Here is a 22,064-nt window from a genome sequence, read left to right as displayed (position 1 = left end):
CCGGGCTCGGGACGACGATATCGGCGGACAGCGCGCCGGCACCGCTCCGGGCCCGGCCCCCCGGTCTGCGGCGGACACGCACGAGCGGCGACGACTCGCGTTCTCGCGCGTTGCTGCGCTACTTGGGCGTGCGGCTGCTGCTGATCCCGGTGACCGCCTGGATCCTGGTCACAGTCGTGTTCTTCCTGATGCGGGTGGTCGGCGACCCCATCAGCGCGGCCATGGGCGGGCGCATGACACAGGAACAGATCGAGGCGCGCAAGGAGGCGGCCGGGCTGAACCGGCCGATCCGCACCCAGTACCGCGACTACCTGTCCGGGCTCCTGCACGGCGATCTCGGTCGCTCCCAGGACAATCGGGAGATCAGCGAGGTGGTGATCACCTACGGCGCGGCCTCGCTGGAATTGGTGTGCTGGGCGCTGGTCGTGGCGTTCGTGATCGGCATTCCGCTGGGCAGATACGCCGCCACCCACCGGGATTCGGCCGCCGACACCACGCTGCGGTTGCTGGCCATCCTGTTCTACGCCGCGCCGGTGTTCTTCGTGGGCCTGCTGTTGAAGCTGGTGTTCGCGGTGCGCCTGGGCTGGTTGCCGGTGGCGGGCCGGGCGAGCACGAACGTGGAACTGCGGCTACAGCACGTCTCGCCGAAGACCAACATCATGGTGATCGACGCGATCCTCTACGGCGATGCCGGATACCTGGTCGACGTGCTGAAACACGCCGTACTGCCCGCCGTCGCGCTGGGCCTGCTCACCGCGGGCATCTTCTTGCGGCTGGTGCGGATCAACCTGATCCAGACCCTGCGCGCCGACTACGTGGACGCGGCACGAGCGCGCGGTCTGTCCCGGCGCGTGGTGACCGGTCGGCACGCCTTCCGCAACGCGATGATTCCGATCGTCACGGTGATGGGCATGCAGATCGCCATGATGCTCGGCGCGTCGGTGCTCACCGAGACCACGTTCGAATGGAAGGGCTTGGGTTACCAGTTCGCGCAGTATCTGTCCGCGCGCGACTTCATCGCCGTGCAGGGCATCGTCGCGTTCATCGCGCTCATCGTGGCGGTGATGAGTTTCCTGGTGGATGTCCTGGTGGCGCTGATCGATCCGAGAGTGAGATTCTGATGACCGCTCCGGAACTGCTGAACGAACCTCCCGTTCTGCCGCCCGTGGCGCGCCGGGGTGTGCCGGGCCTGCGGTTGTTCTCGATGACCGCGGGTTTACAGCGTGCGACGCTGATCCTCGGCCTCGCCTTGGTCGGCCTCTTCGTGGTCGCCGCCCTGTTCGCTCCGCTGATCGCGCCGTACGGATTCGCGCAGAGCGCCGCCGACGGTGTCGATTTCGTCCGCCAGCAGGCGCCCTCGGCGCAGCATTGGTTCGGCACCTCGGTGCGCGGCGAAGACGTGTTCTCCCGCGTGATCTACGGCGCGCGCACCGCGCTGTGGGTGATCGCGATCTCGCTGGTGCTCTCGCTGCTGATCGGGGTGCCGCTGGGGCTGCTGTCCGGTTACGTCGGCCGATGGCCGGATCGGCTGCTGGTGCTGTTCATGGACGCGATGTACGCGTTCCCCACGCTGCTGCTGGCGATCGTGGTGTCGATCGTGGTCGCGGGCGGCCGATCGACCAGCCTGGGCGGTGTGCTGTCGGCCGCGGTGGCCATCACGGCGGTGTTCGTGCCGCAGTACTTCCGGGTGGTGCGCAACGCGACCGTGGCCGTGAAGCAGGAGCCGTACGTCGACGCGGCCCGGGTGACCGGCGCGTCGACCGCGCGAATCCTGTTCCGGCACATCCTGGCGAACGTCACCCAGTCGCTGCCGGTGATCGTCACGCTCAACGGGTCGGAGGCCATCCTCACCCTGGCCGGACTGGGCTTCCTCGGATTCGGCATCGAGCCGACACAGGCCGCGGAGTGGGGCTTCGACCTGAACAAAGCGCTGTCGGACGTGTCCAACGGCATCTGGTGGACCGGCGTCTTCCCCGGCGTCGCCATCGTGCTCGTCGTGCTCGGCATGACCTTGGTCGGCGAGAGCTCGAACGAGGTGCTCAACCCGATCCTGCGTACCCGCCGCGCCGCGGCGGTGGCGAGTGCGCCCGGTCTCGGGCCGGACGCCGGAAAGGAAGCGACCGATGCCTGAGCCAGTCGCGGCGGATCGGGGCCGTCCCGCCTTGTCCATCGAATCGCTGTCGGTCACCTTCGCCACCGACGCCGGGCCCGTCCACGCGGTCACCGACGTCTCCTACGAGGTCTACCCGGGCGAAGTGCTGGCCATCGTCGGGGAATCCGGATCTGGCAAGTCGGTGAGCTCGCGCACGGCGATGGGGTTGCTCCCGGAGACGGCGACCGTGCGCGGGCTGGTCACCCTGGGCACCGAGCAGGTGACCGCGATGAGCGAGAAGCAGCTCGCCGCATTGCGCGGCGGCGCGATCTCGATGGTGTTCCAGGAACCCGGTCTGGCGCTGGACCCGCTGTTCACCGTCGGCTTCCAGATCGGCGAGGCGCTGCGCGCGCACACGCAGCTGACCAGGAAGGCCGCGAAGGCGCGCGCGGTGGAATTGCTGCGCCTGGTCGGGTTGCCCGACCCGCGGCAGCGGGTGGACTACTACCCGCACCAGCTCTCCGGCGGACAGAAACAACGCGTCGTGATCGCCATCGCGATCGCGTGTGAGCCGAAGGTGATCATCGCCGACGAGCCGACCACGGCGTTGGATGTCACGGTGCAGGCCGAGATCCTCGCCCTGCTGCGGGACCTGCGCGACCGGACCGGCAGTGCGATCGTGCTGATCACCCACAACATGGGCGTGGTCGCCGACATCGCCGACCGCGTAGTGGTGATGCGCGACGGCGCGGTCGTCGAGCAGGCGCCGGTGGACGAGCTGTTCGCCCGTCCCACCGCGGCGTACACCCGCGCCCTGCTTGCGGCGGTGCCGCACCTGGGCACCGAGCAGATCGAGCACCATCCGCCGGACAGCGCCGCCGGGGAGAGCGATCCAGTGCTCGAGGTCCACGATCTGGTGGTCGAGTTCCCCGGCCCGTTCGGCCGGCCGCGGTTGCGCGCCGTGGACGGCGTGAGCCTGCGCATCAGGCCCGGCGAGACAGTCGGCCTGGTCGGTGAATCCGGCTCCGGCAAGTCGACCATCGGGCGCTGCGTCGCGGCCCTGCAACGGCCGACCTCCGGGACGGTGCTGATACGCGGGCAGGACATCGCGCGGCTGTCGCAGCGCAAGCTGCGGCCGATCCGGCGGCGCTTCGGATTCGTCTTCCAGGACCCGGCCAGTTCGCTGAACCCCCGGCTCACCGTGGGGGAGTGCGTGGCCGAGCCGCTGATCGTGCACAAGGCCGGAAGTTCCGCGCAGATCCGGGCCCGAGTGCGCGGACTGCTCGACGACGTGCGGTTGCCGGCGGGCGCCGAACGTCGCTACCCGCACGAATTGTCCGGCGGTCAGCGCCAGCGCGCCAGCCTGGCCCGCGCCCTGGTACTCGATCCGGACCTGCTGGTCGCCGACGAGCCGACCAGCGCGCTGGACGTGTCGGTGCAAGCGGCGGTGCTGGAGTTGTTCGGTCAGCTGCAGCGCGAATGCGGCTGGGCCTGCCTGTTCATCAGCCACGACCTGGCGGTGGTCGACCAGCTCGCCGACCGGATCGTCGTGCTGCGCGACGGAGCGGTGGTCGAGCAGGGTGATCGCGATCGCATCCTGCGCGCCCCGCGGCAGGAGTACACCCGGCGCTTGGTCGCCGCGGTGCCGGTGCCCGACCCGGTGCGCCAGCGCCGGCGCCGGGAGCAGGCCGGGCGGTTCGACGGGAAGGAGACCGACTGATCGTCCGCTTTACGGTTCGCTGTGCCCTATTGTCAAGAGGGCGAGCCAACACCGGTGCGGGGTCGTTATCCGCCTCCGGTAGCGTGAGCAGGCATCTATCCGCCGATTCGGTTTGGAGCTCTCCCCGAAAATGACTGAACAGACCCCCAGTGGTGGTGCCTCGTACGCCGCGGCAGGCGTGGACATCGAGGCAGGTGACCGCGCAGTCGAGTTGTTCGGACCATTGGCGAAGAAGGCGACCCGGCCCGAGGTACAAGGCGGACTCGGCGGCTTCGCCGGGCTGTTCGCGCTGAAGGGCGGCTATCGGGAACCGCTGCTGGCGGCGTCCACCGACGGCGTAGGCACCAAGATCGCGGTGGCGCAGGCGATGGACAAGCACGACACCGTCGGTCTGGACCTGGTCGCCATGGTGGTGGACGATCTCGTGGTCTGCGGCGCGGAGCCGCTGTTCCTGCAGGACTACATCGCCATCGGCAAGGTCGTCCCGGAGAAGGTCGCCGAACTCGTCTCCGGTATCGCGGAGGGCTGTGTGCGCGCCGGTTGCGCGCTGCTCGGCGGCGAGACCGCCGAGCATCCCGGGCTGATGGACCCGGACGACTACGACCTGTCCGCCACCGGCATCGGCGTGGTCGAGGCCGACGCGGTGCTTGGCCCGGACCGGGTTCGTCCCGGCGACGTGGTGATCGCCATGGGGTCCTCGGGTCTGCACTCCAACGGCTACAGCCTGGCCCGCAAAGTGCTGCTCGACATCGACCGCATGTCGCTGACCGGCCACGTCGAGGAATTCGGCCGCACCCTGGGTGAGGAACTGCTCGAGCCGACCCGGATCTACGCCAAGGACTGCCTCGCGCTGATCGCCGAGACCGACGTGCGCACCTTCGCCCACGTCACCGGCGGTGGCCTGGCCGCGAACCTGGCCCGGGTGCTGCCCGCGGGCATTGTGGCCGAACTGGATCGCGGGACCTGGAATCCGGCGCCGGTGTTCAAGATGATCGCCCAGCGCGGCCGGGTGGAGCGGGCCGAGATGGAGAAGACGTTCAACATGGGCGTCGGCATGGTCGCCGTGGTCGCTCCGGAGGACGTGGACCGGGCGCTGGCGGTGCTGACCGCGCGGCACATCGAGTGCTGGACGCTGGGCACGGTCAAGAAGGCCAAGGACGCCGACGCCGTGCGCGCTGTCCTGGTCGGGGAGCATCCGCGGTTCTGACCGCGGCGAAGACACGTCAGAGTCCCGCATCCTCGTTCGATGCGGGACTCTGTTGTGTTGCAAGCCTTTTCGGCGCCTGTGACGTCAACCCGCGACAACGCTCGAAGGGGGAGGCCCGTCGGCCTCCCCCTTCAGACGTAGATCGGAGTCAGCGGCGCCAGTCGTCGTAGTCGTCGTCCTCGTCCCAGCGGGACAAAGAGTCGTCCGCGTCGTGCTCATCGGACAGCACACCACCACTCCGCTGGGAGTTGGGGCTTCCCGAAAGCTCGCGCTGAAGGCTCGCGAAGTCGGTCGGCGTCGAGCTGTACTTCAGCTCGCGTGCGACCTTGGTCTGCTTTGCCTTAGCCCGGCCACGGCCCATGGCTGACCCCCTCGCGTCACAGCGGGGCGGCCTGGGGTTTGGTGGCGGCCCCGTTCGAATTAATACTCTTCCTGACAGACACTTTAGCGTGTGTCCGGCGGTCTCGCTTCCAGGAGTGGGTGAAGAACTCCCGAACTGGTGCCGTTTGCCCGCTTGTCGCCCCGGCGTGTGATAGCTAGACGACTCCGGGTATGGCGCGAATCACACCGACGCGGGCGCCGCCGCCGAGCACCGCTGGGGCCGCCAGCTCAGCGTGCGCAGCGGTCCACTCGATCCCCATCCGATGCAGAATCGCCAGCGTCAGCGGCATTCGCGCGCGATCGTGGCCGTCTTCGATCTTGTAGGCGAACGCCGATCCGTCCGGCAACGCGCCGGCGTGCACACCGTCCGCGCCGATCTTGCAGACCAGCCCGGGAGTGGCCTGCATGGCCAGCAGGTCGGGTGCGTTGGTGCCGGAAATCACTCGCGGATGTGCGCGCACCGCGTCGGCGACGCGGCGCTCCGGGGTGCCGGGGTCGGCCGTCGCCATGGTCGAGAACACCCGGGCCAGGTTGACCAGCGAGACCGGGATGATCGGCAGTCCGCAGCCGTCGATGCCCAGATCGGTTTCCGGCTCGCCGGTCAGGTCGGCCACCGTCGCGACCACCGCGCGCTGCAGCGGATGCGCCCGATCCTGGTAACCCGCGGTGGGCCAGCCGTTGATCGCGCAGGTCGCGAGCATTGCCGCGTGCTTGCCCGAGCAGTTCATGTAGATCGGATGGGGACCGCCCGCCAGCGCCGCGACGCGGGCGCGCTCGTCGTAGGGCAGGTCGGCCGGGCATGCCAGTGCGGTATCTGGCAGACCGAAGCGGTCCAGCAACCTGCGCACCAGCGCGATGTGGTCCGGTTCGCCGTAGTGCGAGGCGGTGGCGATGGCCAGCTCGGCATCGTCGAACGGCTCGAAGCCGTTGCGCAGCAACGTGATCGCCTGCATCGGCTTGTTCGTCGAGCGCGGGTAGATCGGCAGATGCACTTCACCGAGCTCGAGCGTGGGCTCGCCCGCGGCGTCGAGCACCACCACCGAGCCGCGGTGCACGCATTCGCGGAAGCCCGAGCGGACGACTTCGACCAGTTCCACACTCACAGTCGCACTCCCGTGCCGAGGTTGTCATCGCCCGTCGCCGCGTGCCGGTTCGCGGTGGCGCGGGCGGCATTGGCATGTCTGCGCGCGTGCCGATCGATCTGCATGCGCACATCGTCGGAGATGGTCGGTTCGTCGGCGAGCAGAATCGCCAGCAGATCCAGATCGGCGCCGGTGAACAGGTCGCGGACGGTGATGCCGTGTTCTGGGACGTGCACCACCGAGATCCGGTCGCCCGCGCCGATCGTTCCCTCGCTGAGCACCCTCAGGTAGGCGCCGGTATCGCTGCGCAGGGCGAACCGTTTGACCCACTGACGTTCGCCGCTCCAATGCTGGAACGTGGCGCACGGCACGCGCGGAGCGCTCACCTCCAGCACGGTGTCGCCGATCGTCCAGCGCGCGCCGATCACCGAGTCGCTGACCGGAAGCCCACTGACCCGCAGGTTTTCGCCGAACCACCCGGCGGGCAGGGTGCGGCCGAGTTCCGTGCCCCAGCGGCGGGCGTCCTCGTCGGCGTAGGCGTAGACGGCTTGGTGCACGCCACCGTGATGCTTGGTGTCGCAGACATGGTCGCCGTCCAAACCGAGGGCGCGCACCGCGATCCGCCCCGCCACCGGACGCTTGTCGATGGCGGTGCGGCCGACGCGTCCCGGCACCTCGAGATCGGCGTGCACGACACAGGCGGCGAGTACTTCGCCGGTATCACCGACGCGCATGAGCGGCGCTCCTCTCGTCACGAATGGGGAGCTCGGCGTTGAGCAGGGGTGGGGATGTCGGCTGGGAGAAGTCCCACGCCGGCCGGTGTTCCGCCAACGGATCAGCGCCCGCGCAGCCGGTCGACCGCGAGGCGGCCGGCCTGCGGCTCGTCGTCGGAGGGCACCGAATCCGGATCGATGGACGCCGCCACCGGGCCCGCGACCAGCGCGGTGTCCGCCGGAACCGCGCGCTTGACCAAGGCGAGGGCGATCGGGCCGAACTCGTAGTGATCGATGACGGTGCCGAGCCTGCCGACCGCGCGGCCACCCGCGGTGACGTCGTCGCCGGTGGCCGGGCGCTCGTCCGCCGAGCCGTCCAGGTGCAGCAGCAGCAGGTGCCGCGGCGGCTTGCCGAGGTTGTGCACCCTGGCCACGGTCTCCTGGCCGCGATAGCAGCCTTTGTCCAGGTGGACCGCTCCGTGTTCGGCGACGCCGCCGATCCAGCGGGCCTCGTGCGGGATGGTCCGCTCGTCGGTGTCCAGCCCGATTCGCGGGCGAACGGCCGCGACGCGCAGCGCCTCGAACGCCCACATCCCCGCCGGGATGGCGCCGGCCCCGGTGAGCCGGGCCCACACGTCGGTCAGCCGGTCGCGCGGGACGACCAAGTCGAAGGAGTCCGCCGTCGGCCACGGCATCCGGCGCAGGAAACCTCCGCCGGGCAGCGGTGTCGCCGCGTAGACGCCGGGAAGGGTGGCGATACCGAGCGTCTCGGCCAGTCCGGCCACTTCCGGGCCGAGCAGGCTGAGCACCGCGTGGTCGGCGGCTTCGACCGGCTTGGCGTCGGCCCAGAACACCATCTTCTGCAGGAACGAGAGCAGATCGGGTCCGCGCTCGGCCTCCGTATCGATCCAGACGGTGCCGTCCAGTTCGGTGAGCACGAAGTGATGCTGGACCCGGCCGTTCAGATCGAGGTCGAGGTTCTCGGCGGACTGCCCGTCGCCGAGGGCGGCGACATGCTGACTGGAGATCGTGTGCAACCAGGTCAGCCGCTCCCCGCCGGTGATGCGCAGGACGAATCGGTGCGAGCGGTCGACGATCGCGGCGCGGTTCACCGCGGCGCGCTGTTCACCGAACGGATCGCCGTAATGCCAGGCGACGGCGGCGTCGGGCGAACCCGCCGCTCCCGCGACGGCTCCCGACACACTGAGCAAGGGGCTGGGCGCAACGACCACGGACACCTCTCCCACTGTAGGCGGGGTCGTCCAGCGGTGCGCGAACCGGGCTACGGCGCCGGAGCGCGGCATAGCCGATCGGCATTGCCCGAGCAATACGGTGGGCGCTGCGGTGCGGCTCCACAAAAGGTCTGGCAAAAGTGGCCGTGACATAGGCATTGTCCGCTCACACCGCCTACGCTCGTCGCATGGTGGATCGAGTTCTGGTAACTCTCGATGGCGCTGTCCGAGATGCGGATGCGCCGTTGTTGTTTGCGGACGATATCGGCGTATTGCGTGGCGACGGTGTATTCGAAACGGTGCTCGTGCGCGCGGGAGTCGCGTGTGCGGTCGAATTTCATCTAGGCAGACTGCGCCGCTCCGCACAGGCGCTCGATCTGCCCGAGCCGGAACTGGGCAAATGGCGTGAGGCGGTGGAGACCGCGGCCAAGGAGTGGGGCAGCGAACGCGAAGGAGTGATGCGGCTGGTGCTGACCCGCGGCCGCGACTCCGAGCTGGCGGGCACCCCCGACAAGGTCAAGACCGGTGACCTCGCCGCCGCCGTGCCGGTGCCGACCGCCTTCGTGCTCGTGGTGCCGGTGCCCGAGCGGGTGGAGAAGGCCCGCAGCGAAGGCGTCGCCGTGGTGACCCTGTCGCGCGGCATCTCGATCGATCTCGCGCAGGCGGCGCCGTGGCAATTACTCGGGGCCAAGACGCTGTCCTACGCCACCAACATGGCGGCCCTGCGGTTCGCCGCGCGGATGGGCGCGGACGACGTGATCTTCACCAGCACAGAGAACCGCGTGCTGGAGGGGCCGCGTTCCTCCGTGGTGATCGCCCGGGACAAGCAGTTGATCACCCCGCCCGCCAAGAACGGCGTGCTGCCCGGCGTCACCCAGCGGGCGCTGTTCGCCGAAGCCGAGAAGGCGGGCTGGCAATGCCGCTACGACTCGCTGTTCACCGCCGACCTCCTCACCTGCGACAGCGTCTGGATGCTGTCGAGCATTTCTCTTGCGGCGCGGGTCAATTCGCTGGACGGGCTGCGGATGTCCGCGCCGGACAACGCCGAAGAGATCATCGGGCTGGTCGATCGCGGCATCGAACGGGCAGGAGCCATCGGCGACTGGTGAGGGGCTGGCCCGCCTCTCCGCGTCTTCAGGCCGTACCAGTCGGGAGCGCCGGAGTCGCGTTCAGGTCCTGCGTTGGGTGCCGCGCGGGTTCTGGGCGTACCCGGTGAGTTGCCCATGTGCTGACGGGATCAGTTGTCGCGTTGGTTGACTAGATCAGTTGGCGCGTCGGCTGGGGCGATCAGTTGGTGCGTCGGCTGGGGTCGGCTCGGGTGGTCGGTTGGGTTCCGGCTGGGGTGGTGTTCGGCGCTCGGGGCCGGGGCGGGGATGCCGGTGCCGTCGCGGTGATCGGCGTCGCTCCGTGATCTCCGTCCTATCCGGGCGGGCACGGGGCGGCGATGAGCACGGGAAACGGGTCGGAACCGGCGGAATCAGCCCAGGTACGTGGCCCAGGACTCATTAGTCCCGAACCGTCTCCGACGTAGTCTTACTACGACACGTCGTAGACACCCAGGAGGCCGGCTTGAACGCCTTGGACATCTCCCGATGGCAGTTCGGCATCACCACCGTCTATCACTTCCTCCTGGTGCCACTGACCATCGGTCTCGCGCCGCTGGTGGCCGCCATGCAGACGGCCTGGGTCGTCACCGGCAAGCAGCACTGGCTGCGGCTGACCAAGTTCTTCGGCAAGCTGTTCCTGATCAACTTCGCGCTCGGCGTCGCGACCGGCATCGTGCAGGAGTTCCAGTTCGGCATGAACTGGAGCGAGTACTCCCGGTTCGTCGGCGACGTCTTCGGGGCACCGCTGGCGCTGGAAGGCCTGATCGCCTTCTTCATGGAGTCGACCTTCCTCGGCCTGTGGATCTTCGGCTGGACCCGGTTGCCGAAATTGCTGCACCTGGGCGCGATCTGGATGGTCGCGATCGGCGTGAACGCCTCGGCGTACTTCATCGTCGCGGCCAACTCGTTCATGCAGCATCCGGTCGGGGCGCGCTACAACCCGGAAACCGGCCGCGCGGAACTGCAGAGCATCGTGGACGTGCTCACCAACAACACCTTGCTGGCGGCCTTCCCGCACGTGGTGGCCGGGTCCTTCCTCACCGCGGGCACCTTCGTCGCCGGCATCGCGGGTTGGTGGATGGTGCGCAGCGCGCGCAGCGGCGACGCGGCGAAAATGGCCGAGGCGCGTGCGATGTGGCGGCCCGCGGCACGGGCGGGTATCGCGGTGCTGATCGTGTCGCTGGCCGCGCTGGTCTACACCGGTGATGTGCAAGGCAAGCTGATGTTCGAACAGCAGCCGATGAAGATGGCCTCGGCGGAATCGTTGTGCCACACCGCACCCGACCCCGATTTCTCCGTGCTCACCGTCGGTACGCACAACAACTGCGACAGCGTGACGCACGTACTCGAAGTGCCGTACGTGCTGCCCTGGCTGGCGAAGGGCGAGTTCACCGGCGTGACGCTGGACGGCGTGGTCGACCTGCAGAAGGCCTACAACGAGAAGTTCGGCGTCGGCGACTACCGGCCCAACCTGTTCGTCACCTACTGGTCGTTCCGCGCCATGATCGGGCTGTCGGCGGGTTCGGCGCTGCTCGCGCTCGCCGGTCTGTGGCTCACTCGCCGCGGGCGGGTGCCGGACCAGCGCTGGTTCGCCTGGCTGAGCCTGCTGGTCATCCCGACACCGTTCCTGGCCAACAGCGCAGGATGGGTGTTCACCGAGATGGGCCGTCAGCCCTGGGTGGTCGTCCCCAATCCCACCGGCGACCCGAACCTGCGCCTGACCGTGCAGCAGGGCGTCTCGAACCACTCGCCGGGCGTCGTGCTCGTCTCGCTGATCACCTTCACGCTGCTGTACGGCGCCCTCGCGATCGTGTGGTTCTACCTGATGCGCCGGTACGTGATCCACGGCCCCGACCCGGCCGCGCCCGCCGCGGCCGAGCCGCACGGCACGGACACGCCTTCGGGCGGCCCCCGCGCCGAAGAACCTGCCGTCGAACAACTTTCGTTCGCCTACTAGGAGCCGGCGATGAGTTTGCAAGAGTTCTGGTTCGTCCTGATCGGCGTACTGTTCACCGGCTACTTCGTGTTGGAGGGCTTCGACTTCGGCGTCGGCATGCTCATGCCGATCCTCGGCAAGAAGTCCGACCGCCGCAGGCGCGCGGTGCTCAACACGATCGGGCCGGTGTGGGACGCCAACGAGGTCTGGCTGATCACCGCGGGCGCGGCGATGTTCGCCGCGTTCCCGGAGTGGTACGCCAGCCTGTTCTCCGGCTTCTACCTGGCGTTGCTGCTGGTGCTCGTCGCGCTGATCCTGCGGATCTGCGCCATCGAGTACCGCGGCAAGATCGACGACCCGCGCTGGCGGGCCCGCTGCGACATCGGCATCGGCATCGGTTCCTGGATCCCGGCGCTGGCCTGGGGCTGGGTGTTCGCCAACGTGGTGCACGGCGTTCCGCTGAACGACAAGAAGCAGTTCGCGGGCTCCCTGGCGGATCTGTTCGGGCCCTACGCCCTGCTCGGCGGGCTGGCGACCGGGCTGCTGTTCGCGCTGCACGGCGCGATGTTCCTGGTGCTCAAGACCGCGGGCGAGGTCCGCGACGACGCGCGGCGCGCCGCCCGGCTCCTGGCGGCGCCGACGGCGGTCGTGGTCGGCGGATTCGGGCTGTGGACCCAACTGTCCTACGGCGCGGACTGGACCTGGATCCCGCTGGGGCTGGCCGTCCTCGGCCTGGTTGTCGCGGTGGCCGCCGATCTCGCGCGACGTGACGGGTGGGCATTCACCGGCACCACGGTGACCGTCGCGGCGGCGACCGCGCTGCTGTTCGGGTCGCTGTTCCCGAATGTGCTTCCTTCGACGATCGACGCGGCATTCGACCTGACCATCCACAACGCGTCCTCGACGCCGTACACGCTGAAGGTGATGAGCTGGGCAGCACTGCTCGTCACGCCGGTCGTGCTGGTGTACCAGGGCTGGACGTACTGGGTGTTCCGCAAGCGGATCACCGTCGAGCAGATCCCGCCCCCGGTCGGACTGCCCTTGCGGCCCGTACAGGATTGACGCCATGGCCCGCCCGCCGATCGATCCGCGCCTGTGGCGGTACGCGCGCTCCGCGCGCAGCTACCTCGTGCTGAGCGTGGCGTTGTCACTGGTCGTCACCGGCGCGATCGTGGCGGCCGCGGCGCTGATCGGACGCGTACTGGCCGGAGTCGTCACCGATCCGGCCGCGCGCACGCTCGGCGCGTGGACGGTCGAACTGAGCGTGCTCGCGCTCGTCATCGCGGTGCGGGTACTCGCCACCTGGTCGCAGTCCCGGCTGGCGCACCGGGCGGGCGCGAGCGTGGTGGCGGAGCTGGAGGGCGCGGTGCTCGCGTCCTGTGCACGGCTGTCGCCCCGCGAACTCGACACGCGCCGGACGGAGCTGGCGGTCGTCGTCGGCTCGGGATTGTCCGGGCTGCGCGGCTATCTCGTCGGCTACCTGCCCGCACTGCTGCTGGCCGTTCTGGTGCCGCCGGTCGTGCTCGCGGTCATCGCGGCGCACGATCTCACGTCCGGGGTGATCGCGGTGATCACCTTGCCGCTCATCCCGATCTTCATGGTCCTCATCGGATTGCTGACCGAGGGACGGGCCGAAGCCACGCTCGCCGCCACCACCCGGTTGTCGGACCAATTGCTCGACCTGTTCGCGGGCATGCCGACGTTGCGGGCACTCGGCCGTGAGACCGGTGACGCGAAGGCGGCCACGCGGGGGGAGGAGGAGAGCGCCGGACACCCGCGCACCATGCAGCACCGCGTCCGCGATCTCGGTGACGCCTTACGGCAGCGCACCATGCGGGCGCTGCGGATGGCGTTCCTGTCCTCGATGGTGCTGGAACTGCTCGCGACCCTCAGCGTGGCCCTGATCGCGGTCTCCATCGGGCTGCGGCTGGTGTTCGGCGAGATGAGTCTCTACGCGGGCCTGGTTGCGCTGATACTGGCCCCGGAGGTGTACCTGCCGCTGCGCATGGTGGGCGAACGGTTCCATGCCGCCCAGGACGGTATGGCGGCGGCCGACAAGGCATTCGCGATTCTCGAGTCCACGCCTGCCGAGCGCGTCGTCGGCGGGACCGGCACGGCGGCGGACTCTGATGTCGAGTTGTGCGAGTTGCGGCATGGCCGAGGCGGGGAGGGGGTGGCGGCGGACTCTGACGTCGACTCGGTCGAATGGCGACCCGGTCTCGGCGTGGAGGATGCGGCGGCACCGGAGGAGCGTGGTTGCGTCGATCCGAGCGACCGCCGCACCGTGCCGGAGGCAGCCATGGTGGCGGCGCATGGTGGCGGCTCCACGGGCCCCGGCACGGTCGAACTCCGCGACCTGTCGGTCCAGGCGCGCGAGGGATTCGCCCCCGCTGGTCTGTCGGCGATCCTGCTGCCCGGCTCACTCACTGTGCTGGCCGGTCCCAATGGAAGCGGGAAGTCGACCGCGCTACAGGCGATCCTGGGCTTGATCACGCCGGACCGAGGTGCCGTGACCGTCGACGGCGTGGACGTCCGGAAACTGGACCCGGACCGATGGTGGGCACACGTGGCCTGGCTACCGCAGCGGCCGGTACTGGTGCCCGGCACGCTGCGAGACAACCTCGAACTGCTCGGTGCTCGAACGATGGACCACACTGCCCGCGGCCCGGCCCGTGTCCTCGACGACCTCGAAGATGCTTGTCTCGCAACGGGATTCGATGCGGTACTCGACGATCTGCCCCATCGCTGGAACACCGTGGTCGGCCCCGGCGGCACCGGCCTGTCCCTCGGACAGCGCCAGCGCCTCGCGCTGACCAGGGTGCTGGCCGCCGACCACCCGATCCTGCTGCTCGACGAGCCGACCGCCCACCTCGACCCTGCCGCCGAAGCCACCGTGCTGGCCGCCCTCCAGGTGCGGGCCCGTGCGGGTGCGACGGTCGTCGTCATCGGCCACCGCCCGACCGTCCTGGCCGCCGCCGACCAGGTCGTCGAGGTACACGCGGACCGAGCGGAGGTCCTGCGATGAGCGCGGGGAGCATCGCCGGCTGGGCAAACCGTCCGCCTCTCACCTGCCCAGGCGCGGCCCCACGGGATGATCTGGCCGATGGCGACCGTATCCGGTCACGTCACGAGGTAGGTGCGCTCAGCGAAACTCGTCGGTCGAGCGCCGACTGGTTCGTCACCGAGCGGACAGGCGGTCCGGTGGTCATCGCCGCCTCGCCCGGCACATCTACCTGTGAGTTCGGAGAGCGGCCGCTGCTGGCTGGACGAGATGCCCGAGTGGGCGCGAGGGTCGGGAAAGCGGGGCGATCGCGATGACGCGGACTGTGTCCCACGCAGGCTCCACGGTGTTCGGTGATCTGCGCCGGATGTGGGCGCTGCTCGAATTGTCCCGCGCGCGAGTCGCGGTGGCGATCGGGTGGGGCGTGCTGGCGCTGGGCAGCGGGCTCGGGCTCGCGGCGCTGGCGGCCTGGCTGATCGCGCGCGCCTGGCAGATGCCACCGGTGCTCGACCTGAGCATCGCCGTCGTCGCGGTGCGCGCGCTCGGCATCTCGCGTGGCCTGTGCCGTTACCTGGAGCGTCTTGCCACGCACGACGTCGCGCTGCGCGCTATGACCACCGCACGAACCACGGTCTACCGCGCGCTGGCGCGCTCCGATTTCTGGCTGCGCCGGCCCGAAAGCTCCGGGGGCGTGGACGACCGGCCGGGCGGGAAGCCGCCGCGCCGCGGTGATCTCCTGGTCCGCATCGGCAGCGACATCGATGATTTGGGCGCCGTCGTGGTCCGCGTATTCGTGCCCGTCGCGGTCGCCCTCGTCCTCTCGGTCGCCGCCGTCGCACTCCTGGCCACGATCTCACTCCCGGCGGCCGCCATCCTGGCCGGTGCGCTGGCGCTGTCGGGCGTGCTCGCGCCGTGGTTGTCGGCCAAGGCGGCGTCCGAGGCGGAACGTGCCGTCCGCGCCGACCGCGCGGAGTTCACGGCGCAGGCACTGACCGTACTCGACCACGCCGCCGAACTGCGCGTCGCCGGTCGGCTCGACGCAGCCCTCGCCGCCGCAGCAGCGGCATCGCGACGGGCGGTCGCCGCGGAGGACCGCGCGGCCGCGCGCAGCGCTTGGTCGGCCGCCGCCACGCCACTCTCGATCGGAGCCGCCGTATTCGGCGCCCTGCTGATCGGCATCACTCTCTACGGCCCGGACGGGGGCGCGGCCGGTGGGATGACACCCATGGCGCTCGTCGTGCTGGTCCTCTTGCCCCTCTCGGCTTTCGAAGCGGTCGGCCCGCTGCCCGCGGCGGCACAGGCATTGACGACCGCCCGGCTGGCACTGCATCGCCTGGACGACTTCGCGGCCACTACCAGCACGGTGGACCCCTGGGCACGCCGGACGAACATCACGAGCTCGGCCCGGCCGATCGCCGTAGCTATGCCGGAACTGCCCCGAGCACGACGGATCGCGGTGGTCGGCCCCAGCGGCGCGGGCAAGACGACCCTGCTGATGAAATGGGCGGGATTGTTCGGCACGCCTCGCCCCGGCGTCACCTTCTTCGCCGAGGACGCGCACCTGTTCGGCACCTCCGTGCTGGAGAACCTGCGGGTGGCGCGCGGCGACCTGACTGCCGAAGCGGCCGAGGAAGCTTTGCGGGCAGTCGGGCTCGGAGACTGGCTGAACGGGCTTCCGGAGGGCGTACACACCGGTCTTGCCGGGGGAGCGGCAGCCGTTTCCGGCGGCCAGCGCCGCCGGATTCTGCTCGCGCGGGCCCTGGTCTCCCCGGCTCGGGTACTGCTGCTGGACGAACCGACGGAACACCTGGAAGCCGAGGCGGGAGCGAAGCTGTTGCGCGACCTGCTGGACATCGGCAGCGGACTCGTCGAACCCGAACGGACCGTGGTTGTCGTCACACATCAGCTACCGGACGACCAGCGCGCCGACGCGGTGCTCCGAATCACCGCATCAGGCGAGGTCATTACGGACTTCGCGACACCCGCGACCCGGCTCGGCGCCGCACATTCCGCCGACCGAGAAATTCCGTTGCCGAGCTGGTGATGCGTCGCTAGATTCGTTCGTACACGAGGAAGGAGGTGGTTCGACGAATGGATATTCATAGGACACGTGAGGTGGCTGTCCGCTAGCGCCACCGCTGCAGGTGGATTTCGCCCGCGCGAGCGCTGAGCGAATTCCAGGCAGTCACCCGGCCCCCGAGCCCCGGTCTGTCCGACCGGACCCGTACGAGGAAACTCGCACCGGTATGGCTCGGGGGCTGTTCTGTTCCGCCTCTCCGGGTACTCAGGCCGTACTAGTGGGGTGGGGCTCGGGTTGGTCACAGGTCCCGCGTCAGGGTGTGGGCGGGTTTCGGGCTCTAAAAACCCGGAGAGGCGGGGGAGCGCTCAGCCGATGTAGCGCTGGAGGCGGGCCGAGAGGCGGGGTTCGAGGGGGCCGTCGGCCACGACGCGTTCCTCGACGTACGCCAGGTCGCCACCCTCGACGATGCCGTAGAGGCGCTTGGCGCCACCCACGACGACGCCGGACTGGCTGCGGATCACCACGTCGGTGGCCAGTTCCCAGGACGACTGGGTCAGCGCCTGCCCGTAGAACAGCTCCACGATGCCGCTGCTGTGCGACAGCAGCAGTTCGATGACCTCGTCGTTGCCGTCGATGCCGACCCGCCAGAAGCCGCTCTCGCGCAGGTCGGGGCCGCCGTAGGTGCCGTCGGCCTCGATCACCCAGGACCGGGATTCCCAGGCGAGGAAGTCACCGCCGTCGTGCGAGACGACGATCTGCTGGCCGAACCGGTAGTCCCCGCGCTCGGGATCGTTGCCCTCACCCTCGCCGCGCCACACACCCACCAGCGGGAGCAGCGCGAGCATGGAGGCGCTCAGGTCCGGGCCGAGGCGCAGGTTGGCGGTGTCCTCGGGCAGTGGGAGATCCGGGAGGACCGGGATGTTTCGGGCGCCGGTGGATTTCGCCCGTTCGGCGGCTTCTGCCACGGCCTGGTCACCGCTGCGGCGACCGGCGGCATCGGCTGGAGCGTTGCCGTTCAGTTGTTCACTCGCTCGCTCGGCCGGGTTGGAACCTTCGCTCGCGAGTTCGCTCATGATTCGGTGAACAGCCGGTAGAAGACGTAGAGGCCGAACCAGCCGATCAGCACGGCCACGGCCACCAGCAGAATCTCGAAGAAGAGGACCACGTTTCGAGTCTAACGACCCCGCTGTGGAGGCACGCAAACGGCCCCGGTGCTTCCGCGGAGCGGTAAGCGACCGGGGCCGTTCGACGAGTGCGAGGTCTTACTTGGCGACCGCGACGTCGACCGCGTGGATGCCCGCGCCTTCGGGGCGGACCTCGGCGGAGCCGTTGCCCGCCGAGGACAGCGCACGGACGGTCCACGAGCCGGGAGCCGCGAAGAACCGGAAGTCACCGGTGCCCGACGCGACGACCTCGGCGGTGAAATCACCGTTGCCGTCGAGCAGGCGCACGAACGCCCCGCCCACCGGCTGGCCGTCGGTGCTCAGGACGCGGCCGGTGATGACCGTCTCCTTCTCCACGTCGACGCCGGCCGGGATGGCCTGACCCTGGGTAGGTGCTGCACACATGTCGATTACTCTCCCAACTCGATCGGGGCGCCGACGAGGGAGCCGTACTCGGTCCAGCTCCCGTCGTAGTTCTTGACGTTCTGGTGGCCGAGCAGTTCCTGCAGCACGAACCAGGTGTGCGAGGAACGCTCGCCGATGCGGCAGTAGGCGATGGTCTCCTTCTCGCCGTCCAGGCCCGCTTCCTTGTAGATCTCGGTCAGTTCGGCGTCGGACTTGAAGGTGCCGTCCTCGTTCGCGGCCTTGCTCCACGGCACATTGATCGCGCCGGGGATGTGGCCCGGACGCTGGCTCTGCTCCTGCGGCAGGTGGGCGGGCGCCAGGATCTTGCCGGTGAACTCGTCGGGCGAACGCACGTCGACCAGGTTCTTGGTGCCGATGGCCGCGATGACCTCGTCGCGGAAGGCGCGGATGTTCAGGTCGGGCGCCGACGCCTTGTACTGGGTGGCGGGCCGGTTCACCGGCTCGGTGGACAGCGGACGGCCGTCGAGCTCCCACTTCTTGCGGCCACCGTCGAGCAGCTTGACGTTGTTGTGGCCGTACAGCTTGAAGTACCAGTAGGCGTACGCGGCGAACCAGTTGTTGTTGCCGCCGTACAGGATGACCTCGTCGTCGTTCGAGATGCCGCGCGCCGAGAGCAGGTCGGAGAACTGCTCCTGGTTCACGAAGTCACGACGAACCTGATCCTGCAGGTCCTTCTTCCAGTCGAGCCGGACGGCACCCTCGATGTGACCACCGTCGTAGGCGGAGGTGTCCTCGTCGACCTCGACGAAGACCACGCCGGGGGCGTTGAGGTTCTCTTCGGCCCAGTCAACGGAGACCAGGACATCGGAGCGAGCCATTGTTTTCCTTTCAGAGATGACGTGCAGGGTCAGTTCGATGCCGGTGACGGGCTCCGGCGGAGGCGGGCTACCAGCGGATAGATCCGGCAACCCAAGCAGATCCCGAACGCCGCGTTCAAGAACGCCGCGAACAGGGCGAAGCCGGCGAACACCGCGCCGACGACTGTGGAGCCGAGCGCGAAGCCCAGCAGGCTGACGGCCGCGAAGACGAAACCGAGCAGTTGCGCGAACCGCAGCGGAGCCGTCGGCTCGGTCTCACTGGTCGGTGCGAGACGCGGCGCGACGAAGGCGGCGTAGATCCGGCCGTACGGGTGACGGCGCGGACCGAGAGCCGCGCCGACCGCGAAGACGATGGTCTGCAGGGCGATCAACACCGCCGCGGCTCCCGGCGAGACCGCGGCGGCGAGCAGGACGACGACGAGGGCGCCGGTGGTCACCCAGGCGGCGAATCGCGGTCCGCGCACGTCGACCTGGTCGGCGGATACGGGAATGGCTTCGGAACTGTTACGGATCTCGGTGGACATTGTGCGTACTCCTGCGCTGAATAAGTCCGATGACTGAAGATTTGCCAATTCGCCGGGGGATCGTGAGATCACTCGCGCGGCGGACAGGGGTCGGCGTCAGGAAATCCGGAAGAGCCGACCGATCAGCGGCACAGGCAGCAACAACCACCGAGCCGACACAGATCCACTGTGCGGCGTCGGGTGAGCATCAGCTCGTGGTTGGAAAGCACGTGAGCAGTTTACCCAATTCGGCGGGGAAATTGGACCCGGGGTGGATCACATCCGTCCAGGGGAGTTGTCACCGCAGCTCAGGCGGCTGCGGTCAGGGGCTCGAGCGCGGAGTGCAGATCCGTGGCCTTCGGCACGCCGGAGATGCGGAACCGCTCCCTGCCCTGGGTGTCGAAGACGAATGTGGTGGGCAGCGAGAGGACGTTCAGCTCCCGTGCGAGCGCGGGCTCGGCGTCGATGTCCACCTCGATGTCCTGCGGCGGCTGCGGCGACGCCGCGAGCTGATCGGTGACATTGGCAACCACTCGGCGAACGGCATCGCACGGCCCGCACCAGTCGGCGGAGAAATGCAGCACCGCCGGACCGGCGCCGGTCACGCCCACGGACGCCAGCAGTTGCGCGCGGGCGGAGTCGGACAGGTCGATGCCGTCGGCCGCGCGGACCTTGCCGTCGCGCCGGCGCAGCAGGATGCCCACCGCCAGCGCGGCGAGCAGTACCACTGCCAGAATGGTGAGTTGGATCATGGTCGCTGCAATCGGTCTAGGTCGATCGTGACGTTCACGCCCTTGCCCTCCACGACGATCTGGCCGCCCTGAGCGGAGACCTTGGTGGGCCGGACACCGAACGGCAACTCCTTGGTGTCGATGGTACGGGTGAACCGGGCGAGGACCGCGGGCCGATCGGCCTCGGTGATCACCGCCACAGGCATGGTCTCCGTGCCGGGCGGGCCGCGGTAGAAGCCGGTCGCCACGATCTTCACCTGGTCGCCGTCTAGCGACAGCTCGGCCTGCACACTGACCTTTTCCCCGCCGTACTGCGCGCCCGGCGTCTCCGGGAGGGTGCCGGTGAGCACCAGAGCTCCGGTGGTGGTCATGCCGGAACCACCCGATCCGCCGGTCCCGTCGGACTTGTCGGCGGGCCGCGAATGCACCTGCAGATCGGGGATGGCGAACAGCCTGCCGAGTTCGGTCGGCTCCACCCGCAACCGGCTGTCGACCCGCTCCACGGGGACACCGCGCAGGCTGCCGTCGACGAGTTCGCCGACCGGCAGCCGCACCCCGGTCAGCGTCGCCTCCAGCGCGATCTCGCCGGGAATGTCCAGTCGCTTCGCGCGCGCCCTGATCTCCACGTGGTCGTAGCGGCTGTCCCATGCCTGACCGAGGAAGGGGAAGCCGTGGATGGTCACCTCTGGATCCGCGGTGAGATCGGCGCCGTCGCGCAACGCCCGGGAAACGCGATATTCCGAATACGCCGCAGTGCTGAAGTCGATGACCACGGCGAACCCCGCCAGACACAGCAGGCCGATGATCAGCTTGCGCATGCTCCCCCGTCTCTCCGGGTCTCGGGCCGCGGCGGCCGGGAGCCGCGCGGCGCGCGTTCGGTTGCCGTGCCGGGCGCGCCGCCGGTGGCGGGCCTGCCCGATACGTAACCCATGTACGCACCATATCGGTTGGCCCGAGTCCGGCTCCGCAGTGTCCACCGGTGTGACCGCGGACCCCGGAATGCGTGGTCATGCCTAGTTACGCGCTAATCTTGCATCCGATTACCTGTGATTAGCGACGCGGGCGTGGCGATGCTGCCGCATCCGCGTGGCTACGAGATGGGAGGAGGGCCTGTGGAGCTGCTCCTGCTTACCTCCGACCCCAACCCCGAGTCGGTGTTGCCCTCGCTCGCGTTGCTCGCGCACAACGTGCGCCCTGCGCCGACCGAAGTGGCCTCCCTGCTCGAGGCAGGCAGCGCGGACGTCGCGCTGGTGGACGCCAGAACCGACCTGGCCGCGGCCCGTGGTCTGTGCCGCCTGCTCGGCAGCACCGGGTCCTCGGTGCCGGTCGTCGCGGTGCTCACCGAGGGCGGCCTGGTCGCGGTGAACGCGGACTGGGGACTCGATGACATCCTGCTGCCCGGTACCGGCCCCGCCGAGCTCGACGCCCGGCTGCGGCTGCTGGTCGGGCGCAACGGCGGCGTGGCCAGTCCGGAGAACACCGGCAAGATCACGCTCGGCGAATTGGTGATCGACGAGGGCACTTACACCGCGCGGTTGCGTGGCCGCCCGCTCGACCTCACCTACAAGGAGTTCGAGCTGCTGAAGTATCTCGCGCAGCACGCGGGCCGGGTGTTCACCCGCGCGCAACTGCTGCAGGAAGTGTGGGGTTACGACTTCTTCGGCGGTACCCGCACCGTGGACGTGCACGTGCGGCGGTTGCGCGCCAAACTCGGCAGTGAATACGAGTCGCTGATCGGCACCGTGCGCAATGTCGGCTACAAGGCGGTTCGTCCGTCGCGAGCGTCGGCCAAAGGCGAGCCGGTGAACTTCCCGGACGAGGACAACGAGGGCACCGACGATTCGCCGCTCACCCCGGTCAACGGCTCCGCGCAGTAATCTCCGGCGGACGGTGGCCGGTCGCGGCGGTGCCCGCACCGTTCCCGGCCGAAATG

Annotated in this window: 20 protein-coding genes; 10 read left to right on the top strand and 10 right to left on the bottom strand. The window is 69.2% G+C overall.

All coding sequences use genetic code 11. The features are described from left to right. The first annotated feature begins 65 nt into the window (after positions 1-65). The 4 genes from NNI01S_RS27290 to purM all read left to right on the top strand — a co-directional run bounded on the left by NNI01S_RS27290 (position 66) and on the right by purM (position 5,019). Positions 66-1,121 carry an ABC transporter permease gene (locus NNI01S_RS27290; RefSeq protein WP_063023371.1) on the top strand — a complete coding sequence of 352 codons (1,056 nt, stop codon included), beginning with the start codon at positions 66-68 and terminating at the stop codon, positions 1,119-1,121. Then, positions 1,121-2,131, top strand: a complete 1,011-nt coding sequence (locus tag NNI01S_RS27285) for an ABC transporter permease (protein ID WP_063023304.1) — start codon at positions 1,121-1,123, stop codon at positions 2,129-2,131. The genes NNI01S_RS27290 and NNI01S_RS27285 overlap by 1 nt, the downstream gene beginning before the upstream one ends. After that, entirely contained in the window at positions 2,124-3,812 is a 1,689-nt protein-coding gene (locus NNI01S_RS27280; protein WP_063023302.1) for an ABC transporter ATP-binding protein, read from the top strand. Before NNI01S_RS27285 ends, NNI01S_RS27280 begins: the two co-directional genes overlap by 8 nt. Before the next feature lie 130 nt (positions 3,813-3,942). Further along, positions 3,943-5,019, top strand: coding sequence for a phosphoribosylformylglycinamidine cyclo-ligase (purM, locus tag NNI01S_RS27275; protein ID WP_063023300.1), 1,077 nt, complete (start codon positions 3,943-3,945; stop codon positions 5,017-5,019). Between the two features lie 148 nt (positions 5,020-5,167). On the opposite strand, the gene NNI01S_RS27270 is transcribed toward purM, so the two are convergent. The 4 genes from NNI01S_RS27270 to ygfZ form a co-directional block, all read right to left on the bottom strand. Next, positions 5,168-5,380, bottom strand: a complete 213-nt coding sequence (locus NNI01S_RS27270; protein ID WP_063023298.1) for a DUF3073 domain-containing protein — start codon at positions 5,378-5,380, stop codon at positions 5,168-5,170. 175 nt (positions 5,381-5,555) lie between these two features. Continuing rightward, positions 5,556-6,503 carry an asparaginase gene (locus NNI01S_RS27265; protein ID WP_063023296.1) on the bottom strand — a complete coding sequence of 316 codons (948 nt, stop codon included), beginning with the start codon at positions 6,501-6,503 and terminating at the stop codon, positions 5,556-5,558. Next, positions 6,500-7,216: an MOSC domain-containing protein gene (locus NNI01S_RS27260; RefSeq protein WP_063023294.1), complete on the bottom strand. Its 717-nt coding sequence runs from the start codon at positions 7,214-7,216 to the stop codon at positions 6,500-6,502. The genes NNI01S_RS27265 and NNI01S_RS27260 overlap by 4 nt, the downstream gene beginning before the upstream one ends. 101 nt (positions 7,217-7,317) lie before the next feature. Continuing rightward, positions 7,318-8,433 (bottom strand): CAF17-like 4Fe-4S cluster assembly/insertion protein YgfZ, encoded by a 1,116-nt coding sequence (gene ygfZ / locus NNI01S_RS27255; protein ID WP_063023292.1) that lies wholly within the window; start codon positions 8,431-8,433, stop codon positions 7,318-7,320. 182 nt (positions 8,434-8,615) lie between these two features. Here ygfZ and NNI01S_RS27250 point away from each other — a divergent pair, with 182 nt between their 5' ends. From NNI01S_RS27250 to cydC, 5 genes are all read left to right on the top strand, one after another. After that, positions 8,616-9,536, top strand: coding sequence for an aminodeoxychorismate lyase (locus NNI01S_RS27250; protein WP_063023290.1), 921 nt, complete (start codon positions 8,616-8,618; stop codon positions 9,534-9,536). A 460-nt stretch (positions 9,537-9,996) separates the two neighbouring features. Then, positions 9,997-11,490 (top strand): cytochrome ubiquinol oxidase subunit I, encoded by a 1,494-nt coding sequence (locus NNI01S_RS27245; RefSeq protein ID WP_063023288.1) that lies wholly within the window; start codon positions 9,997-9,999, stop codon positions 11,488-11,490. Positions 11,491-11,499: 9 nt separating this feature from the next. Continuing rightward, positions 11,500-12,531 carry a cytochrome d ubiquinol oxidase subunit II gene (gene cydB, locus NNI01S_RS27240; RefSeq protein WP_063023286.1) on the top strand — a complete coding sequence of 344 codons (1,032 nt, stop codon included), beginning with the start codon at positions 11,500-11,502 and terminating at the stop codon, positions 12,529-12,531. Between the two features lie 4 nt (positions 12,532-12,535). Continuing rightward, the gene (locus NNI01S_RS27235) at positions 12,536-14,494 is read left to right on the top strand and encodes an ABC transporter ATP-binding protein/permease (RefSeq protein ID WP_063023283.1); all 1,959 of its coding nucleotides are present in this window, start codon (positions 12,536-12,538) and stop codon (positions 14,492-14,494) included. 289 nt (positions 14,495-14,783) lie between these two features. After that, positions 14,784-16,514, top strand: a complete 1,731-nt coding sequence (cydC, locus tag NNI01S_RS27230; protein ID WP_084489344.1) for a thiol reductant ABC exporter subunit CydC — start codon at positions 14,784-14,786, stop codon at positions 16,512-16,514. Between the two features lie 341 nt (positions 16,515-16,855). On the opposite strand, the gene NNI01S_RS27225 is transcribed toward cydC, so the two are convergent. From NNI01S_RS27225 to NNI01S_RS27200, 6 genes are all read right to left on the bottom strand, one after another. After that, complete coding sequence (locus NNI01S_RS27225) at positions 16,856-17,563, bottom strand: heme-binding beta-barrel domain-containing protein (RefSeq protein WP_063023279.1); 708 nt, start codon at positions 17,561-17,563, stop codon at positions 16,856-16,858. 189 nt (positions 17,564-17,752) lie between these two features. Further along, positions 17,753-18,058 (bottom strand): DUF1416 domain-containing protein, encoded by a 306-nt coding sequence (locus NNI01S_RS27220; RefSeq protein ID WP_063023277.1) that lies wholly within the window; start codon positions 18,056-18,058, stop codon positions 17,753-17,755. 5 nt (positions 18,059-18,063) lie between these two features. Continuing rightward, positions 18,064-18,897, bottom strand: a complete 834-nt coding sequence (locus NNI01S_RS27215; RefSeq protein ID WP_063023275.1) for a sulfurtransferase — start codon at positions 18,895-18,897, stop codon at positions 18,064-18,066. 29 nt (positions 18,898-18,926) lie between these two features. Beyond that, positions 18,927-19,421: a DUF4395 domain-containing protein gene (locus tag NNI01S_RS27210; protein WP_063023273.1), complete on the bottom strand. Its 495-nt coding sequence runs from the start codon at positions 19,419-19,421 to the stop codon at positions 18,927-18,929. A 287-nt stretch (positions 19,422-19,708) separates the two neighbouring features. Then, positions 19,709-20,152 (bottom strand): thioredoxin family protein, encoded by a 444-nt coding sequence (locus tag NNI01S_RS27205; protein WP_063023271.1) that lies wholly within the window; start codon positions 20,150-20,152, stop codon positions 19,709-19,711. Continuing rightward, positions 20,149-20,949: an LmeA family phospholipid-binding protein gene (locus NNI01S_RS27200; RefSeq protein ID WP_063023269.1), complete on the bottom strand. Its 801-nt coding sequence runs from the start codon at positions 20,947-20,949 to the stop codon at positions 20,149-20,151. The genes NNI01S_RS27205 and NNI01S_RS27200 overlap by 4 nt, the downstream gene beginning before the upstream one ends. A gap of 294 nt (positions 20,950-21,243) precedes the next feature. Here NNI01S_RS27200 and NNI01S_RS27195 point away from each other — a divergent pair, with 294 nt between their 5' ends. Further along, the gene (locus NNI01S_RS27195; RefSeq protein WP_063023369.1) at positions 21,244-22,008 is read left to right on the top strand and encodes a winged helix-turn-helix transcriptional regulator; all 765 of its coding nucleotides are present in this window, start codon (positions 21,244-21,246) and stop codon (positions 22,006-22,008) included. The last annotated feature ends 56 nt before the right edge of the window (positions 22,009-22,064 follow it).

It is taken from the genome of Nocardia niwae NBRC 108934 = DSM 45340 (assembly GCF_001613465.1).
GTDB lineage: Bacteria > Actinomycetota > Actinomycetes > Mycobacteriales > Mycobacteriaceae > Nocardia > Nocardia niwae.
Note: the sequence above shows the minus strand (reverse complement) of the source record. Positions and strands in the feature narration are given on the sequence as shown.

What these genes read in the sequence shown, in the direction of transcription:
- NNI01S_RS27285 (WP_063023304.1), top strand. Translation starts at nt 1,121, where the DNA reads ATGACCGCTCCGGAACTGCTGAACGAACCTCCCGTTCTGCCGCCCGTG.
- NNI01S_RS27280 (WP_063023302.1), top strand. Translation starts at nt 2,124, where the DNA reads ATGCCTGAGCCAGTCGCGGCGGATCGGGGCCGTCCCGCCTTGTCCATC.
- purM (WP_063023300.1), top strand. Translation starts at nt 3,943, where the DNA reads ATGACTGAACAGACCCCCAGTGGTGGTGCCTCGTACGCCGCGGCAGGC.
- NNI01S_RS27270 (WP_063023298.1), bottom strand. Translation starts at nt 5,380, where the DNA reads ATGGGCCGTGGCCGGGCTAAGGCAAAGCAGACCAAGGTCGCACGCGAG.
- NNI01S_RS27260 (WP_063023294.1), bottom strand. Translation starts at nt 7,216, where the DNA reads ATGCGCGTCGGTGATACCGGCGAAGTACTCGCCGCCTGTGTCGTGCAC.
- NNI01S_RS27250 (WP_063023290.1), top strand. Translation starts at nt 8,616, where the DNA reads ATGGTGGATCGAGTTCTGGTAACTCTCGATGGCGCTGTCCGAGATGCG.
- cydB (WP_063023286.1), top strand. Translation starts at nt 11,500, where the DNA reads ATGAGTTTGCAAGAGTTCTGGTTCGTCCTGATCGGCGTACTGTTCACC.
- NNI01S_RS27235 (WP_063023283.1), top strand. Translation starts at nt 12,536, where the DNA reads ATGGCCCGCCCGCCGATCGATCCGCGCCTGTGGCGGTACGCGCGCTCC.
- cydC (WP_084489344.1), top strand. Translation starts at nt 14,784, where the DNA reads ATGACGCGGACTGTGTCCCACGCAGGCTCCACGGTGTTCGGTGATCTG.
- NNI01S_RS27225 (WP_063023279.1), bottom strand. Translation starts at nt 17,563, where the DNA reads ATGAGCGAACTCGCGAGCGAAGGTTCCAACCCGGCCGAGCGAGCGAGT.
- NNI01S_RS27220 (WP_063023277.1), bottom strand. Translation starts at nt 18,058, where the DNA reads ATGTGTGCAGCACCTACCCAGGGTCAGGCCATCCCGGCCGGCGTCGAC.
- NNI01S_RS27215 (WP_063023275.1), bottom strand. Translation starts at nt 18,897, where the DNA reads ATGGCTCGCTCCGATGTCCTGGTCTCCGTTGACTGGGCCGAAGAGAAC.
- NNI01S_RS27210 (WP_063023273.1), bottom strand. Translation starts at nt 19,421, where the DNA reads ATGTCCACCGAGATCCGTAACAGTTCCGAAGCCATTCCCGTATCCGCC.
- NNI01S_RS27205 (WP_063023271.1), bottom strand. Translation starts at nt 20,152, where the DNA reads ATGATCCAACTCACCATTCTGGCAGTGGTACTGCTCGCCGCGCTGGCG.
- NNI01S_RS27200 (WP_063023269.1), bottom strand. Translation starts at nt 20,949, where the DNA reads ATGCGCAAGCTGATCATCGGCCTGCTGTGTCTGGCGGGGTTCGCCGTG.